This is a genomic window from Methanosphaera sp. ISO3-F5, from assembly GCF_034480035.2.
GTDB lineage: Archaea > Methanobacteriota > Methanobacteria > Methanobacteriales > Methanobacteriaceae > Methanosphaera.
Genome location: NZ_CP118753.2, coordinates 685,631 through 699,891, shown reverse-complemented (window position 1 = coordinate 699,891; position 14,261 = coordinate 685,631). Strand labels below are relative to the sequence as shown.

Below are 14,261 nucleotides of genomic sequence, written 5' to 3'. Positions count from 1 at the left end.
TCAGAATCTATGGGAATGTTGGTTTTTTGGGATTGATTTTGAAGAAGTTGTTGATGGGTTTTTTGTTTTGTAGTACGTTTCTGTGGATCCATCGTATTCTTGCACTTTTAAGTCTTCTCTTTAGTCCTCGTATTGTTCTGTATCTTCTTTTTAGTTGACGTGGAAGTGTTGTTTTGAAGTATAATTCTATTATGTTGTTGGTTTTTGGTATTGCTTCGTTGTTTAGGTATTGTGTTAGTTCGTTGAAGTTATTTTTAATTCTTTTGATGCTAGTTGCTACTGAATCTGGTAAAAACTGTATATTGTTGGTTAAGTGTGATAGGCGTCCTTTTGCTAGTTTTATGTTTTCTGCTTTGAATATGTTGGATATTCTTTCAAGGTAGTTGTTTAGTTCTTTGATCTGTTTTTTGTTGTGTTTTATTTGTTTTTTTATGTTTTTGATTTCTTTTTCTAGTGTTTTGATGTCATTGTGTAGTTTTTTCTGTTTTTTATCTGTTATTGGTCCCATGTGTGGTTTGTATTTTTCTAGTTTTTTATGTATTTTTTCGTTGATTTCTTCTAATTTATGGTATTTTCCATTGTTTTTACGTGTGATTCTTCGGATAACTGGATATACTTCCATTCCTACGTTGTACATCATGTGAAAGACGCATCTTTGTTGTATCATGTTAAATTCTTCTATTATAGGAGGATAAGCTGAATATCCGTCGGTTATCATTATTTCATGTGGTATGTCGTCCAGTATTTGGTGGAAATATTTTTCAATAATTTCCGTGTCAAATAGTGTTGCATATTCCAGAAAATCTTCATAAGGATATTGGGTATTTGCATCAATAATCATTAACCGTGACATATATTCTCCATTTTGTGATGGAAATTGCTCATCATAGTGATATTTGCCACTATCTTTAAGATTTTCTTTTTCTACTTGTTGTTCTACCTGTTTTTCTTTTTCTTCAAGGTATGAATCTGCAGTATTATTTTCATGATAAAAAACCGTAGATTTTGGTAAATGTATATCAAAAAGTGCTTCAAACAATTCAGACTTCTTTTCATATGATTCTTCACCAATCTCGGATAATTTAACACCCCACTCTTTAACAGTAGAAGTATAAACAGAATAATTATCAATAAATTCATTAAAATTAGTTACAATACGATTACCACATTCTGGACAGGAATAATCCTTAACACTAACAGGAATGCCATTAGGTTTACGAGTATGATAACCCTTAGAATGTAATTTACAACCACAATCACCACATACTTCATCAGTAAGAACATAAGTAACCTTAAAATCAAGTAAACCCATCATTTTAAAGATTAATAAAAAATCAGGAGATAAACAATCAGGAAAAATAATTTCATCAATATCACCAGAAACGATATCTTTAAGACAAGTTAAATCTAATATATTATTGGTAAGAGTTTTATTCGACTTCATAATAATATATATTACTCTTACCACTATTTATAGACTTATACAAACTTAAAATTAGAAATACAAAACAGAACAAAATCCATACAAATAAACAAGTTGATAAATATCAGATATTAACTAAAACAGTACATATAACACAGTACAAAAAATAAAACAAATAATCACCAATTTAAACAAACATATAAGAACATAACTACTTTTAATTAAATAACAACACTCATTTAATCAACAAAAAATAAAACTAATTTATTCTATCAAAAATTTTAAGAAAACAAGAAAAATTCATCCCCATGATTATTAGATAGTACCTAATAGTTTTGTTATTTATGGTTTTACAAGAAAATAGTATTGGTCAGACATTTTCGTTACTTAAAAATATACGAACTATGATTCCTGATGATCATGTATGTTTTTTTATTGAAAAACTTGTGAATTGTGTGGCTTTTAATGAGATTGATTTTAAGTATGTGGATACTCCTGGTCAGAAGGCTTTTCCTGCGGCCATGTTGGTTCATATCATTATCTGGGATACTATTTATTCTATTCATAGTAGTCGTAAGTTGAACGTATTGTTCGTGAGAATATTGTGTTTATGTATTTGGCCGGATTTCAAACCCCTGTTTTCAGCATTATAGCAGCTTTTAAACGCGAACACAAGGAGATTATAGAAAAAATTTTTCTTGAAACAATCAATTATGGACATAACAAAAATTTAATTGATTTAGACAGTATCAGCATTGATGGAAGTAAAACACGAGCATATGACAATAAATAGAATAATTTAAGCAAGGAAGACGTACTAAAACTTTTACATATAGTCATAAAGGCATTATTACTGATATGGAAGAAAATAAAGCTTTAGAAAACCAAGAAAACAAAATAGTACAAAATGCAAACGATAAAAAGGAACAAATAAAAGAAGCACTAATATCAAAGTTAAACCAAATGAAATACCAAAAACAATAAAGAAAATAAAACACGAAGAATCACAAGAATAAATAGACAAAAAACAACAAACATTAGATAAGTACAGTAATAAACCAATGAAAAACAGTATGAAGCATGATGAGAACAAATTTGACGAAAAAAAATGTATGAACTCATTGATGAAAATGATTTAAACTTCTGTGAAAAACAAATACTAAAACAAGCCATAGAACACCCAAAAACAGAATACAAACAATATAAAAAAAACTAGAAAAATGCAAAACAGAACTAGAAAAGAGTGGAAAAATACCATTAATTATACCGATCTTGAAGCACGTAAAAATCCCAACAAAGAAGGAATAACACAAACCAGATACAACAAACAAAACTACAAACACCCTAAACCTAACAAACAATGAATCAGAATAAATAATGCAAAACATAGATATACTAGCCGATATGGATACAAACCAATCAAACAGTACACGATATCTATGAAGAAGGAAAATACTCAAAATTAATGCCAAATAAAGAACAAACAGAAAAACAAAAAGATTGTCTAAGACGAAACAGCCAAAGAAAAACCAACACTAACAAAAAAGACGGATACAGAAAACACAACATGATAAAAGACGAAGAAAACTACGCATACAGCTGTCCAGAAAACAAAATACTAGACGTAAAACAAATTTACCCTGGAAAATACACAGACAGAATACTCGATTACACTAATGAATATAACAAATGATCATCCAAAAAGATCTACTTAACCAACAAGATGACAGGTAAAGTAATAACAGATTCACAAGTGATGCCAAAGAACTACTAGCTTATAAATTCGAAACACCAACAGGGCAAGCACAATACAAAAAGAGAATGCCAAAATATCACATACTGGGCCTAAACAACGCAAAAATACAACAAACACCATGTCCCTAACACAAAACATAGTAAAAATAGACAACATAGAACAAAAAGAACAAACAAACAATAAAAAGACAATAAATCTAAATTAAAAAAATAGAATATAAAACTAAAATTGAATTAAATTGCCCATAACCATTTTCCTAAAACACAATAATTGTTGCACACTCTCTTCCAATTTAAAAAAAAAGGATCTCATAGAGAAAATGTGAAAATGGTGGTTAAGTAGTTTAGGAGTTTTTATTCTTCTATGAATTCTAGTTCGAAGAGTATTGTTGGGTATTCTAGTTCGAAGTTTGTGAGTACTTGTGGGTGTACTTCTCCGAAGTATCCTTGTAGTGTAAATGGTGTTTTTGGGTCTTGTTTTTCGACTGTTATTTTTGCGCTTCTTCCTTTTATGAATACTGGGTCGTCGTTGTCTTCTAGTTTCATGTTGAATCCTAGGTTTTGTATTATTGATTCCATGTATGATTTTATTGTGGTTAGGTTTGCGTTGGATGATATTTCTGCTGCTGCTAGTTTTTTGATTGTTTTCATTTTTGTTTCTCGTGTTTGGTCTATTATTGCTACGTCTCCGATTTCGAAGATTTTTTGTGGTAGTTCTTCGTGTTTGTTGTCTTGTAGGAATTCTAGTAGGCTGTTTATTAGTGTTTGTCTTATCATTGTCCTGTCTTGGGTGATTGGGCTGGCTACTGTTACTGGTTGGTCTGTTATTTCTCGTCCTAGTTTGGTGTAGTGTTGTTCTTGGCTTGTTAGCATTAGGCTTTTGATTTCTGTGAATCCTAGTCCTATCATTATTTGTTCTAGTATTTTGTCGAATTCTCTTTTTGGGTCTGGGTTTGCTATTGTTGAGAATGTTGGTAGTTCTGCTGGTAGGTCGTTGAATCCGTATCCTAGTGCTATGTTTTCTATTATGTCTACTTCGTGTAGTATGTCTATCCTGTATCTTGGTACTGTTACGTGTACTGTTTCTTCATCTATTTTTTCTGCTTTGAATCTGGTTTTTTCTAGTGTTTTTATTATTTCATCTGCGGTTAGGTTTAGTCCTATGTATTGTGTTGCTGTGGATACGTGTACGTCTATTTCTTGTGGTTTTAGTTGTGGGTATTTCTGGTTTTCCTGGTCTGTGTATTGTACTGTCATTTCTTCGATTGTGACTCCTTTGTGTTCTGCGAGGTTGCTTGCTATGATGTTTACTGTGTTTGTTACTGCGTTTTGGTCTGTTCCTGTTACATCTATGAAGAGGTTTGTGGTTTTGGTGGTTAGTTTTGTGTGTTCACTGTTTATTATTGGTGGCATGCTCATTATTCTGTTTTTTGCGTCTACTATTAGTGGGTAGTATTCTTTGTCTTCTAGTAGGTGTGCGTATTTTTTTCCTTTGTCGTGTTCTTGGAGTATTTGTTTTAGGGTTTGTTCTTCTGTTGTTTCTAGTGGTATGAATTTGTCTTTGTCTGGGTTTCCTGCTTTGTATTGGAATGGTCCTTCTACTTTGTCTAGGTCGTGTATTCCTATTGCTACTTTTTTTCTGTCTCTTCCTATTACCCAGTGTAGGTGTTCCTGGAATTCCATGAGGTTTTTTAGTTCTTCTTCGTTTATTGTTATTCCTTTGATTAGGCATGTTGCTACGTATGGTCTTATTTGTTTTAGTTTTGGGTCTACTGTTATTGTTTCTTGTGTTTGTTTTATTGTGTATTCTGGTATTCCTGTTTCTATTTCGTAGTATCCTTTTAGTGATCTTACTATTCCTTCTATGCTGTAGTAGTCTGGCCTGTTTGGGAAGAATTCTGCTTTTACTTCCGTGTCTGTGTATCCTTCAACATCACTTGATATCATTGGTAGTGTGTTGATTAGTTCTTCGTTTTCTAGTGTTTTTCCTAGTTGTTTGTATAATTCTTTGTATGTGAAATTTATTACGGGCATGTTATCATATTTTTCCTATTATTTTTTTTTGTTAATTTATCTATTAGCATTATTTAGTGTGGGGGGTTATAGTGATAATATTATCATGAAGAATATTGATTCTATTACGAAGTGTAGTGATCTGTGTTGTATGCTGTTCATTTCTATTTCGAAGTAGTTGTGGAATACGTCGATTAGGAAGTGTATTGTTCCTGCGAGTATTCCTATTGTTAGTGATTGGAATACTAGTGATAGTATTATGAAGTGGAATATTGCTTCTAGTATTTCATGTATTATCCATGTAATGAATGGTGATTTGACATTGTTGTGTATTATTTCTCCGAGTATTATGTAGAAGTCACTGAATGTGTGCCATATTATTCCATGTAGCATGTCGGAACATGCTAGTACTATTGCTATATAAAACCATTCGAGATTCATTATTTTTACACCATCCATTCTTAAATTTTTTTATTGATTCTCATTTATACTAGTTTTATTTTTATCTTTTTTATATGTTAAATTTAATGTTTAAATATTTTTTGTTACATATATCATTATATAAGATATGTTGGTATATTATTATGTTAGATGAATTTTTTGATAAGATTTTATCTCTTAGTGGACGTTATACTCATTATAAGAGTGAATGTGCACGTTTGAATGATAAGTGTGAAATGCTTGAAAAAGATAATGACATTTTACGTGGCGAAGTTAAGGAATTATTATTAAGGTTAGATGCTAAGCAGGACAGGTTATATTCTCTTTATGAAGAGAATGAATTGGTTAATGATACTGATAAGATATTGGATGCTATGATTAGTATACAACATCATATGAATAATGGTTTTGATGAAAATATGAAGTTGTTGGAGTCATTGGATGATTCTATGATGCGTGTTGAGAAAAGTTCTAGTTATACTAATGTTAAGTTGGACAGTAAGTTTGATGAGAACAAGCGTTTAATAATGGATGAAATTGTATGTAACCTTAAAAAATAATCCGTCATATTTTTTTTAGATGAAAATATTAACATTGTGAAAATATTATATAGTGATAAAAAACAAACAATAAAACATAAAGGAAGAAGTAAAGCATTAACCACAAAAACACGAGGAATGAATAATAAAAAGGAGAAATGAGTCAATGAAACCACCATGTGAAATAGTAGTATGGTATGTAATACCATCCATAAGATCAAAACTAGCAAAGGAACTGCTTAAACTGGGAATGAAACAGAAAGACATATCCAAACTATTAGACATAACACAACCGGCAGTAAGCCAGTACATCAGTGACAAAAGAGGCCATGAAATAGACTTCGATCCAGTGGTAGAACAATATATAAAAAATATGGCAAAAGACATGACCACTGGAGACCTACAACCAATAGACCTCATACCAAAATTCTGTCACATCTGTAAAACAATAAAAACACAGGAAGTACTCTGTCAACTACACAAGGAAAAAGTACACATACCCGAATACTGCAATGTCTGTATGGGCAGCAAATCTGGACTAAGCATAACAGAACTACACGACTAAAATAAAAATTAACCCCCAACAAATATCTTTTTGAATAAATATACCAAAACTTTATTAAAATATGAAATCAAAATTTATTTTATTATACTATAAATCTTTTAATTGACAATTTACCCCTTATTTTCCAAAGTTGTATATAAAAAGGAGTATGCAACTACAAATTATAATTTTAATCGGATTAAATGTTTATTAACTTTTAAAAGATTATAAAATTGTATAATTTTTTTTTATTAACAAAATCCTCAATATACATTAAACCAAACATAAAAATAATATAGATTAATATACAAAAGTAGTTTTAGATAGAATTAATTTAGAATAATATAAATTAAATATATGCTTTTAGAATATTTATAAAATAACATGAAATGTACAAATTAATCAATAAAAAAAACCAAGTATAAATTTAATAGGATATATTAATGCCAATTAGAATTTATATAAAAAAAATAATTTAAATCTTTTTTGAATATAAACATCACAGCAAATATAAGTACACTATTAAAGAAAAAATGTGATAAAAAATGACATATCTCTCAATAATTATTTCACAGACAGACCTTGAAACTTCCCAGATATTAGAAACTCTAAAATCATTAGAAACACAAACATTCACAGATTATGAAATAATAGCTTTAAACACTCTAAAAACATCACCCCATTTCAAAACATATGACTCCCCTATCCAAAACAAAATAATTTACACCAACACTAAAAAAATATCACCGAATATAAAAAATGCTAAAGGAGAATATATCTTATTCTTAAATGAAAATTACCAATTTTATTCAGAAAACACACTACAAACATTCACCAACATGCTAAAACAGGAAACTCCAGAATTATTACATTCAAATGAAAATACTCAAAACAACACACTTCCACTAAATCTCCTTTATAACACTTTCTATAAGAATAATTTCATAAAAAACATTACAAACGATTTAAGTTTTAACACTCCCCTTTTAAGTTTATACTTTGGACCGACATAATAACTAATCTGAATAATTACAAAATAACAGATAAACAGTTAACAAAAAATTCCCAAAAGAACACACAATTATCTTTAAATAATAATCAAGAAATACAAGATTACATCAAATGCATCAAATACGTATTATCCAACTTAAAAAGATGTTCAAAACAGGATACCATTAATGATTTTTCACAGAATCTACCCGAAATAAACTACGAAAACATACCACCCCTTTCAAAAAAAGAATTACAAAAAATAAAAAATGAAATAAAAGAAGTAACAACAATAATCTCTAATAAAAACAATAAAACAATACACTATTATATATCAAAATACTTCCGAACATTCTATGACATATTATATAACCATAATACAAACTTCGACGTATTAATATCAGTGATAATACCAACATATAACGTGGAGGAGTATATTGATGATTGTCTTACTAGTCTTCTAGGACAAAGCCTAAAAGACATTGAAATAATATGTGTAGATGATATGTCAACAGATACAACACCAGATATAATCAAATACTACCAAAGAAAAGATAAAAGGATAAAATATTACCCGTTAAAGGAAAAACAAGGTTCTGGTGGATGTAGAAACTATGCCCTAACAAAAGCACGAGGTAAATATATACAGTATGTGGACTCGGATGACTTCCTAGATCTAAACGCACTAAAAGAATTATATGAAATAGCAGAAAGAGAAAAAACACAAATATTAATGTACAAAGCCACATCTTATAATCATAATGAAAATAAATTCTTCATTGAAAATTATTATGATATGAAAGAACTCAGTCATCACCTAAATAAACTGATGGGTATTAAGGAATATGATTCAGACATATTTAGGACGGCAGTAGTACCATGGAACAAGTTATACCTAAAATCATTTCTAACAAGTTTAAATGTTAAATTTCCTGAACACTTAATTCACCAGGATAATCCATTTTTCTTTGAAACAACACTAAATGCAGATCGAATATTTTTTATAGAAAAGTATTATAATCGAAGACGTAGAAACAATTCGATAACAGAACTAAAGAATCAAATGGAACTAGGAACAATAGATATAATAGAATTTAGGGGTCTAGATATTTAGATCTTTTTAACCACTTATAAAAGCTTATTTTTTAATATAATTTAGGTCATTAAGTCCTGTTAAAAATAATACATTTGTTTTATGATTGGATTTGAATTTAAAGGGTTATATTATCGAAATATTTAAATATAACCTTTTATAAACATATAATTGTGATAAGAATGTTATTAGGTTTAAATTTCGATAATTCCAACCCATATAGTAGTTTGTTAGAAGAAATATTTAATATTATTGATTCTAGAAGAATTCAACAGATAATTGCTTCAAATGGTATAAAACCATTAGATAAGTTTAATTTTTCATTAAAAGTATTTTTTATTAGTCAGTTTTTTAATTTAAATATTTCATATGTCATTGATGAGATAAATAGGAAACCAGAAGTTAAATCTTTTTTTAATGTTAAATGTGTTTTAACAGCATCTCAAGTTACCGAGCTTCTTGGACGTTTTTCTACCCAAACAATAGAAAAAACTATCAATACAATACTCAGATATCTTAATAGAAATAATAGAGTTCAATCACATACTTATTTACTTGATGCAACTCCATTGGATGTTGATTATAATTTTGATAGTAAGAAGATTTCCAAGAAAAATCTTGAAAATAAAGATCCAAAATGGGGTCATGGAACAAGTATTGGCTTCTATATAGGCTTTAAAGGAACTTTTGTACTAGATTACAATACCATGATGCCTGTTTTATTCATAATACACCCAGGTTCACCCCACGACAGTCAAATATTCCCCGAAATACTAGAACAAATGAAAAAACACCACCTATTACACCACAATGATAAAATACTAGCTGATAGAGGATATTATAGTTATGAAAACTATGAAATAGGCTTAAAAAAATACCACATACAACCATTAATCCTCACTAAATCCAATTTCAACATAGAAAAACTAAACAACGCATTAACCTGTCCATTAGAATATTTCAGACAAAACAAAAAAGATAAAGAAAATAAAAGTAAATTCATAAAATTAGCAAACTCATTTTGTAAAAACATAATCAAAAGAAAAAGAATTAAATATGTAAGAAGCCATATCGAAGACTTTTTTAAATTCCTTAAAGAAGGACTAAATTTAAAACATTTCCACAAATATACAACAGAATCTGTTAAAAAAACAACATTACTAACTGTATTATTAGCATCCTTAATAATTAATCAAGGATACACAACAAAAACAGACTTACAAATGCTTTCTGAAGGACGAATAATCTAGACCCCTAAATAGAATTAATATTAAAAGTATTCTTTAAGTATGGATTATACGAAGAATACAAAAGACCATTATTAAACAGATTACTAGCAAAATTCAATTATCGTTACTATATTATTAACAAAGAGTATCGCAAAGAATTTTATGAGAAATCCAAGATTAAACTAGAAAAATTCACAAACGAATACAATTTAAAAAATGATTTAAACACATATTTATACCCAGGGAATAAGAAATTATACGAAAATTTTATGACATGCGAAAATTACAGAGAATTTGACTTAAAATACAAAGAAATTAATTAAAGGTGCAACAAAATGGAAATCAAATCAAAAATAGGGAAAAAGATATTATTAAACAGCAACAGTTACCAACATTACATACAACAATACCAAAAACAAATCCAAGAAATAAAAAAACAACAACAAACAATAAATAATCTAAAAAAAGAGAATCAACAATACCAAAAAAATTTAAAGAAAAAAAAACAACCAAATAAAAAAAATACAAAAAGAAAACAATGAAATAAAACAAAAAATCACAAAAAACAACCAAACCCACAACAACAAAATAACACAAATAAAAGCAAAACACGAACAAGAAATAACACAAAAAAATAACCAAATAAAAAAAATACAAAAAGAAAATAGTACATTAATTGAAGAAATATCTCTTATCAAAAACACATTAGAAAAATATGAACAAACACTAACCAATATAGAAAATGACAAGAACAACAAGTTACATTTTATAGAAAAAAATTTAAATTATCTAACAATAAAACTAGACAGCAAATACAATGAGAACGAACGAAAACTAATTTCTGAATTAAATAATTTGAATAAAAAATGTAAATCATACCTTATTTCAATAATTATTCCAGTTTATAATCTTGAAAAATATGTTGAAAAATGTTTCTTATCCATCTTAAATCAATCAATTGGTTTCCATAACTTAGAAATAATTTTTGTTGATGATTGTTCAACAGACAACACTTATAACATCTTAAAAGAATATACCACAAACTATAGTAATGTAAAACTATTCCAAACTGATGAAAATAGCGGAGTTGCTGGTAAACCACGAAATATAGGCATGAAATATGCTACAAGTGATTATATAATGTTTCTGGATGGAGATGATGAGTATTATGAGGATGCTTGTGAATTTTTATATGATAAAATTGTTGAAAGTGGTTCCAGCATAGTTTCAGGTACACATACTCAATTGAATACTGATAATAATAAAGAAGAAATACCATTTTCCTTACTTTTAAATACATTTACAGATAATAATCTTGAATGGAATGAACGTATAAACAATTTGGAACAGTTCAATCTGGAATTTCCTGAGGAAATAATGATAACAGATATTCAGGAATTACCATTTATTATTAATAACTATAAATTAGCTAGTAAAATTTTTAATTTAAAGTTTTTAAGAGATAATAAAATTATATTTCCAGAGTTTATTATTGCAGAGGATTCTGTTTTCTTATATAAATCTTTAGTATCTGCTGAAAAGTTAATTTTTAATAAAAAAGCTATTTACAAGTATAATAACACTCGGAATGAAGAGAATGATAAGTCTGTTACGTTTAGTGATGATATGGATTTGCAGATTAGTCGATTGGATGCATATGGTATGATTATTGATTTTGGTCTTGAAAATGGTTTGGAGGATATTACTGTTAAGTATTTGATTAATGGAAAAATGGCTTACTTTTTTAATACTTTTGTCTTGAATAAGGATTTGTCTTGTGACATCTTAATAGAGATATTTGATAGGTGTAAATTTTTGTGTGCTTTGTTGCTTCGTGATGATGTGGTGTTAGCTGATAATTTGAGAGAATTGTATTCTTTGATTGTTAATGATAGATATGATGATGCTGTTGGTTTTTGTTAATTTTTTTATTTTTGGTTGTGTTTTTTTTATAAAGTATTTTATAACAATGTTAAATATTATTAGTGTTGAAAAACAAATAATAATATATGAAAAACTACCTTACAATAAAAAACATCAAAGGCATACTCTCACCAGGAGAATTACTGTCTGGTAACTTTGGATTCGAAAAAGAGGGCTTAAGAGTAAATAATGAAGGAAAACTTGCACTCACACCCCACCCAACAATTTTCGGAGATAAACTGGCAAACCCCTATATTACAACAGACTTTTCGGAAAGTCAAGTGGAAATAGTTACACCAACATTCAACAGTATCCAGAAGGCATATCAGTGCCTATCATTCCTTGTAGACATAGTGAACACGTCAATAGCTGATGATGAATTCATTTGGAATCAGTCACTGCCATGTATACTACCTGATGATCATGAAATTCCAATTGCTGAATATCCCAGAAAGAAAGGGGAAGCTTCACGGGTTTACAGGGAAAAATTGGCCGAGAAGTATGGGACTAAAAAGCAGATGATTAGTGGAATTCATTATAATTACTCCCTTAGTGGGGAGACAATACGGAAATTGTATGATAATTATCCTGGGAAATTATCATATAAGGCATTCCGAAATGCTTTGTATCTTAAGATTACACGAAATTATCTCCGGCTAAAATGGTTTATAATATATGTTACTGGTGCTTCTGTAGCTGCTCATGAAACATTCACAAGTGAATGTTTGAGGTTGATGCCTGAAGAGGACGAGTATGGAAGTTACTACTCAGAGCATGGTCCATCATATAGGAATTCGCATATTGGTTATAAGAACTTGGAAAAATTATATCCCCGATATGACAGGTTAGAACATTTCCTTGAAGATGTGAAAGGATACATAAATGATGGAAAATTATCTGAGGCCAAGGAACTTTATACTCAGATTCGATTAAAACCTGTGGATCGTGATAATTATCTTGAATCATTGTATTCTGATGGTATTGAGTATGTGGAAGTAAGGAGTATAGATATTAATCCGTTCGAAAAAAGTGGTATAAGCAGGCAGGATGCTGAATTTGTACATTTGTTCCTGGTTTATCTTTTATTGCTTGAAGAGGATGAAAGTGATGTTAAGTGGCAGGAGGAAGCATTGTATAATGAGGAGATTGTTGCTGAGAAAGGATTTGATAATAGCATTAGACTTTTGCGTAATGGGGAAAAGATTAGATTACATGATTGGGCTGATGAGATTTTAGCTGGTATGGATGAGATGAACACGTTACTGGACCTGGGAAAAGATGAGTTAATACGTGTTATTAGGGATAGAGTGGAAGATGAGGGTAAAACTTATGCAAAACAGTTGGAGCAAATTGTTGAAAACAGGGGTTTTATACCTAGTCAATTGTCTATAGCTGTGCATAATAAGGATACGAGTATTGAATTGATTGATCTTGAAACTATATATAATAATGTGGAACTTGAGGAGGTTTATTCTAAAAGTTTACCTAATCGGAAGGATTGAATTTTTATTTACGTGTTTTTGATTATGGTGAACTTTGAACACACATTTTTTTTGGATTAATAATTGTTCATTTTTTTCTTCTTTTGTTAGTTTTTTTTTATTGGTTTTGGATGATACGTGGTAACCTAATTATTTTTTTAAATTATAATGAGTAATGCTTTTTGAAAGGTGAAGAGTTAGAGGGTGGTGAGTGTTTAGTTTACGATGATTGTTCTTTTAATCGTACTTGTTTTGTAGTTTTTGTTTGAGTTATATGTTACTGTGATTGGATTTTTTCCTTTTTTTGTTGTTTTGAATGTGTATTTGTATATTCCTTGTTTGTTTGTTTTCACTGTTACTGTTTTTGTGTTAATTTTTATTTTTAGATTTGCGTTTTTTATTATTTTGTTTTTGTTGTCTGTTAGTTTTCCTGTGATTGTGACTTGTTTTCCTTTTTTAGTGGTGTTTATTTTGTTTATTGTTAGCTTTGTTGGTCTTGGGATTGTTTTGTATGTTTGTTTGATGGTGCTTTTTTTGTAGCTTTGGTTTCCTGGGTAGGTGATTGTTATGTTGTTTGTTCCTATTTTGTTTGCTTTTGTTTTGTATGTGTATGTTCCTTGTTTGTTTGTTTTTACGGTTACTGTTTTGGTATTGATTTTTATTTTTATCATTGCATTTTCTAGTATTTCTCCTCGTTTATCTGTTAGTTTTCCCGTGATTGTTACTTGATCGTTATAGGTTTTTTGTGATAACTTGTAGAGTGTTATCTTTATTGCTGACTTTATGTTTTTGGAATATATGTTGTCGCTTATTTTATTATTTTTTGAGTC

General features: G+C 29.1%; 16 protein-coding genes. 12 read left to right on the top strand and 4 right to left on the bottom strand.

All coding sequences use genetic code 11. The features are described 5' to 3' along the window. Nucleotides 1-7: 7 nt before the first annotated feature. The gene (locus tag PXD04_RS14955) at nt 8-1,444 is read right to left on the bottom strand and encodes a hypothetical protein (RefSeq protein WP_323735625.1); all 1,437 of its coding nucleotides are present in this window, start codon (nt 1,442-1,444) and stop codon (nt 8-10) included. Nucleotides 1,445-2,009: 565 nt separating this feature from the next. Between PXD04_RS14955 and PXD04_RS14950 the strand changes: the two genes are divergently transcribed. The 4 genes from PXD04_RS14950 to PXD04_RS14935 all read left to right on the top strand — a co-directional run bounded on the left by PXD04_RS14950 (nt 2,010) and on the right by PXD04_RS14935 (nt 3,116). Then, nucleotides 2,010-2,216, top strand: coding sequence for a hypothetical protein (locus tag PXD04_RS14950; RefSeq protein ID WP_323737454.1), 207 nt, complete (start codon nt 2,010-2,012; stop codon nt 2,214-2,216). A gap of 65 nt (nt 2,217-2,281) precedes the next feature. Continuing rightward, nucleotides 2,282-2,407: a hypothetical protein gene (locus PXD04_RS14945; RefSeq protein ID WP_323735624.1), complete on the top strand. Its 126-nt coding sequence runs from the start codon at nt 2,282-2,284 to the stop codon at nt 2,405-2,407. A 236-nt stretch (nt 2,408-2,643) separates the two neighbouring features. Beyond that, entirely contained in the window at nt 2,644-2,787 is a 144-nt protein-coding gene (locus tag PXD04_RS14940; protein ID WP_323735623.1) for a hypothetical protein, read from the top strand. A 101-nt stretch (nt 2,788-2,888) separates the two neighbouring features. Further along, on the top strand, nt 2,889-3,116 hold the full coding sequence (locus PXD04_RS14935) for a hypothetical protein (RefSeq protein ID WP_323735622.1): 228 nt from the start codon (nt 2,889-2,891) through the stop codon (nt 3,114-3,116). A 416-nt stretch (nt 3,117-3,532) separates the two neighbouring features. Here PXD04_RS14935 and pheT read toward each other — a convergent pair whose 3' ends face one another. Together pheT and PXD04_RS14925 are read right to left on the bottom strand one after the other, a co-directional pair. Continuing rightward, entirely contained in the window at nt 3,533-5,212 is a 1,680-nt protein-coding gene (gene pheT / locus PXD04_RS14930) for a phenylalanine--tRNA ligase subunit beta (RefSeq protein ID WP_323735621.1), read from the bottom strand. Between the two features lie 66 nt (nt 5,213-5,278). Beyond that, on the bottom strand, nt 5,279-5,632 hold the full coding sequence (locus tag PXD04_RS14925) for a hypothetical protein (protein WP_323735620.1): 354 nt from the start codon (nt 5,630-5,632) through the stop codon (nt 5,279-5,281). A gap of 143 nt (nt 5,633-5,775) precedes the next feature. On the opposite strand from PXD04_RS14925, the gene PXD04_RS14920 reads away from it, so the two are divergent. The 8 genes from PXD04_RS14920 to PXD04_RS14885 all read left to right on the top strand — a co-directional run bounded on the left by PXD04_RS14920 (nt 5,776) and on the right by PXD04_RS14885 (nt 13,452). Continuing rightward, nucleotides 5,776-6,192 carry a hypothetical protein gene (locus PXD04_RS14920; protein ID WP_323735619.1) on the top strand — a complete coding sequence of 139 codons (417 nt, stop codon included), beginning with the start codon at nt 5,776-5,778 and terminating at the stop codon, nt 6,190-6,192. A gap of 145 nt (nt 6,193-6,337) precedes the next feature. Beyond that, complete coding sequence (locus tag PXD04_RS14915; protein ID WP_323735618.1) at nt 6,338-6,736, top strand: transcriptional regulator; 399 nt, start codon at nt 6,338-6,340, stop codon at nt 6,734-6,736. Between the two features lie 524 nt (nt 6,737-7,260). After that, nucleotides 7,261-7,728 carry a glycosyltransferase family A protein gene (locus PXD04_RS14910; RefSeq protein WP_323735617.1) on the top strand — a complete coding sequence of 156 codons (468 nt, stop codon included), beginning with the start codon at nt 7,261-7,263 and terminating at the stop codon, nt 7,726-7,728. Between the two features lie 380 nt (nt 7,729-8,108). Further along, nucleotides 8,109-8,819: a glycosyltransferase family 2 protein gene (locus PXD04_RS14905; protein WP_323735616.1), complete on the top strand. Its 711-nt coding sequence runs from the start codon at nt 8,109-8,111 to the stop codon at nt 8,817-8,819. A gap of 161 nt (nt 8,820-8,980) precedes the next feature. Then, the gene (locus PXD04_RS14900; protein ID WP_323735615.1) at nt 8,981-10,048 is read left to right on the top strand and encodes a transposase; all 1,068 of its coding nucleotides are present in this window, start codon (nt 8,981-8,983) and stop codon (nt 10,046-10,048) included. A gap of 304 nt (nt 10,049-10,352) precedes the next feature. Then, complete coding sequence (locus PXD04_RS14895) at nt 10,353-10,484, top strand: hypothetical protein (protein ID WP_323735614.1); 132 nt, start codon at nt 10,353-10,355, stop codon at nt 10,482-10,484. A gap of 398 nt (nt 10,485-10,882) precedes the next feature. Then, complete coding sequence (locus PXD04_RS14890) at nt 10,883-11,950, top strand: glycosyltransferase family 2 protein (RefSeq protein WP_323735613.1); 1,068 nt, start codon at nt 10,883-10,885, stop codon at nt 11,948-11,950. An 86-nt stretch (nt 11,951-12,036) separates the two neighbouring features. After that, nucleotides 12,037-13,452: a glutamate--cysteine ligase gene (locus PXD04_RS14885; RefSeq protein ID WP_323735612.1), complete on the top strand. Its 1,416-nt coding sequence runs from the start codon at nt 12,037-12,039 to the stop codon at nt 13,450-13,452. Between the two features lie 194 nt (nt 13,453-13,646). Here the strand turns inward: PXD04_RS14885 and PXD04_RS14880 are convergent, their stop codons facing one another. Continuing rightward, entirely contained in the window at nt 13,647-14,102 is a 456-nt protein-coding gene (locus tag PXD04_RS14880) for a hypothetical protein (RefSeq protein WP_409988271.1), read from the bottom strand. Nucleotides 14,103-14,261 lie beyond the last annotated feature (159 nt).

What these genes read in the sequence shown, in the direction of transcription:
- PXD04_RS14955 (WP_323735625.1), bottom strand. Translation starts at nt 1,444, where the DNA reads ATGAAGTCGAATAAAACTCTTACCAATAATATATTAGATTTAACTTGT.
- PXD04_RS14945 (WP_323735624.1), top strand. Translation starts at nt 2,282, where the DNA reads ATGGAAGAAAATAAAGCTTTAGAAAACCAAGAAAACAAAATAGTACAA.
- PXD04_RS14940 (WP_323735623.1), top strand. Translation starts at nt 2,644, where the DNA reads ATGCAAAACAGAACTAGAAAAGAGTGGAAAAATACCATTAATTATACC.
- PXD04_RS14935 (WP_323735622.1), top strand. Translation starts at nt 2,889, where the DNA reads ATGCCAAATAAAGAACAAACAGAAAAACAAAAAGATTGTCTAAGACGA.
- pheT (WP_323735621.1), bottom strand. Translation starts at nt 5,212, where the DNA reads ATGCCCGTAATAAATTTCACATACAAAGAATTATACAAACAACTAGGA.
- PXD04_RS14925 (WP_323735620.1), bottom strand. Translation starts at nt 5,632, where the DNA reads ATGAATCTCGAATGGTTTTATATAGCAATAGTACTAGCATGTTCCGAC.
- PXD04_RS14920 (WP_323735619.1), top strand. Translation starts at nt 5,776, where the DNA reads ATGTTAGATGAATTTTTTGATAAGATTTTATCTCTTAGTGGACGTTAT.
- PXD04_RS14915 (WP_323735618.1), top strand. Translation starts at nt 6,338, where the DNA reads ATGAAACCACCATGTGAAATAGTAGTATGGTATGTAATACCATCCATA.
- PXD04_RS14910 (WP_323735617.1), top strand. Translation starts at nt 7,261, where the DNA reads ATGACATATCTCTCAATAATTATTTCACAGACAGACCTTGAAACTTCC.
- PXD04_RS14900 (WP_323735615.1), top strand. Translation starts at nt 8,981, where the DNA reads ATGTTATTAGGTTTAAATTTCGATAATTCCAACCCATATAGTAGTTTG.
- PXD04_RS14885 (WP_323735612.1), top strand. Translation starts at nt 12,037, where the DNA reads ATGAAAAACTACCTTACAATAAAAAACATCAAAGGCATACTCTCACCA.
- PXD04_RS14880 (WP_409988271.1), bottom strand. Translation starts at nt 14,102, where the DNA reads ATGATAAAAATAAAAATCAATACCAAAACAGTAACCGTAAAAACAAAC.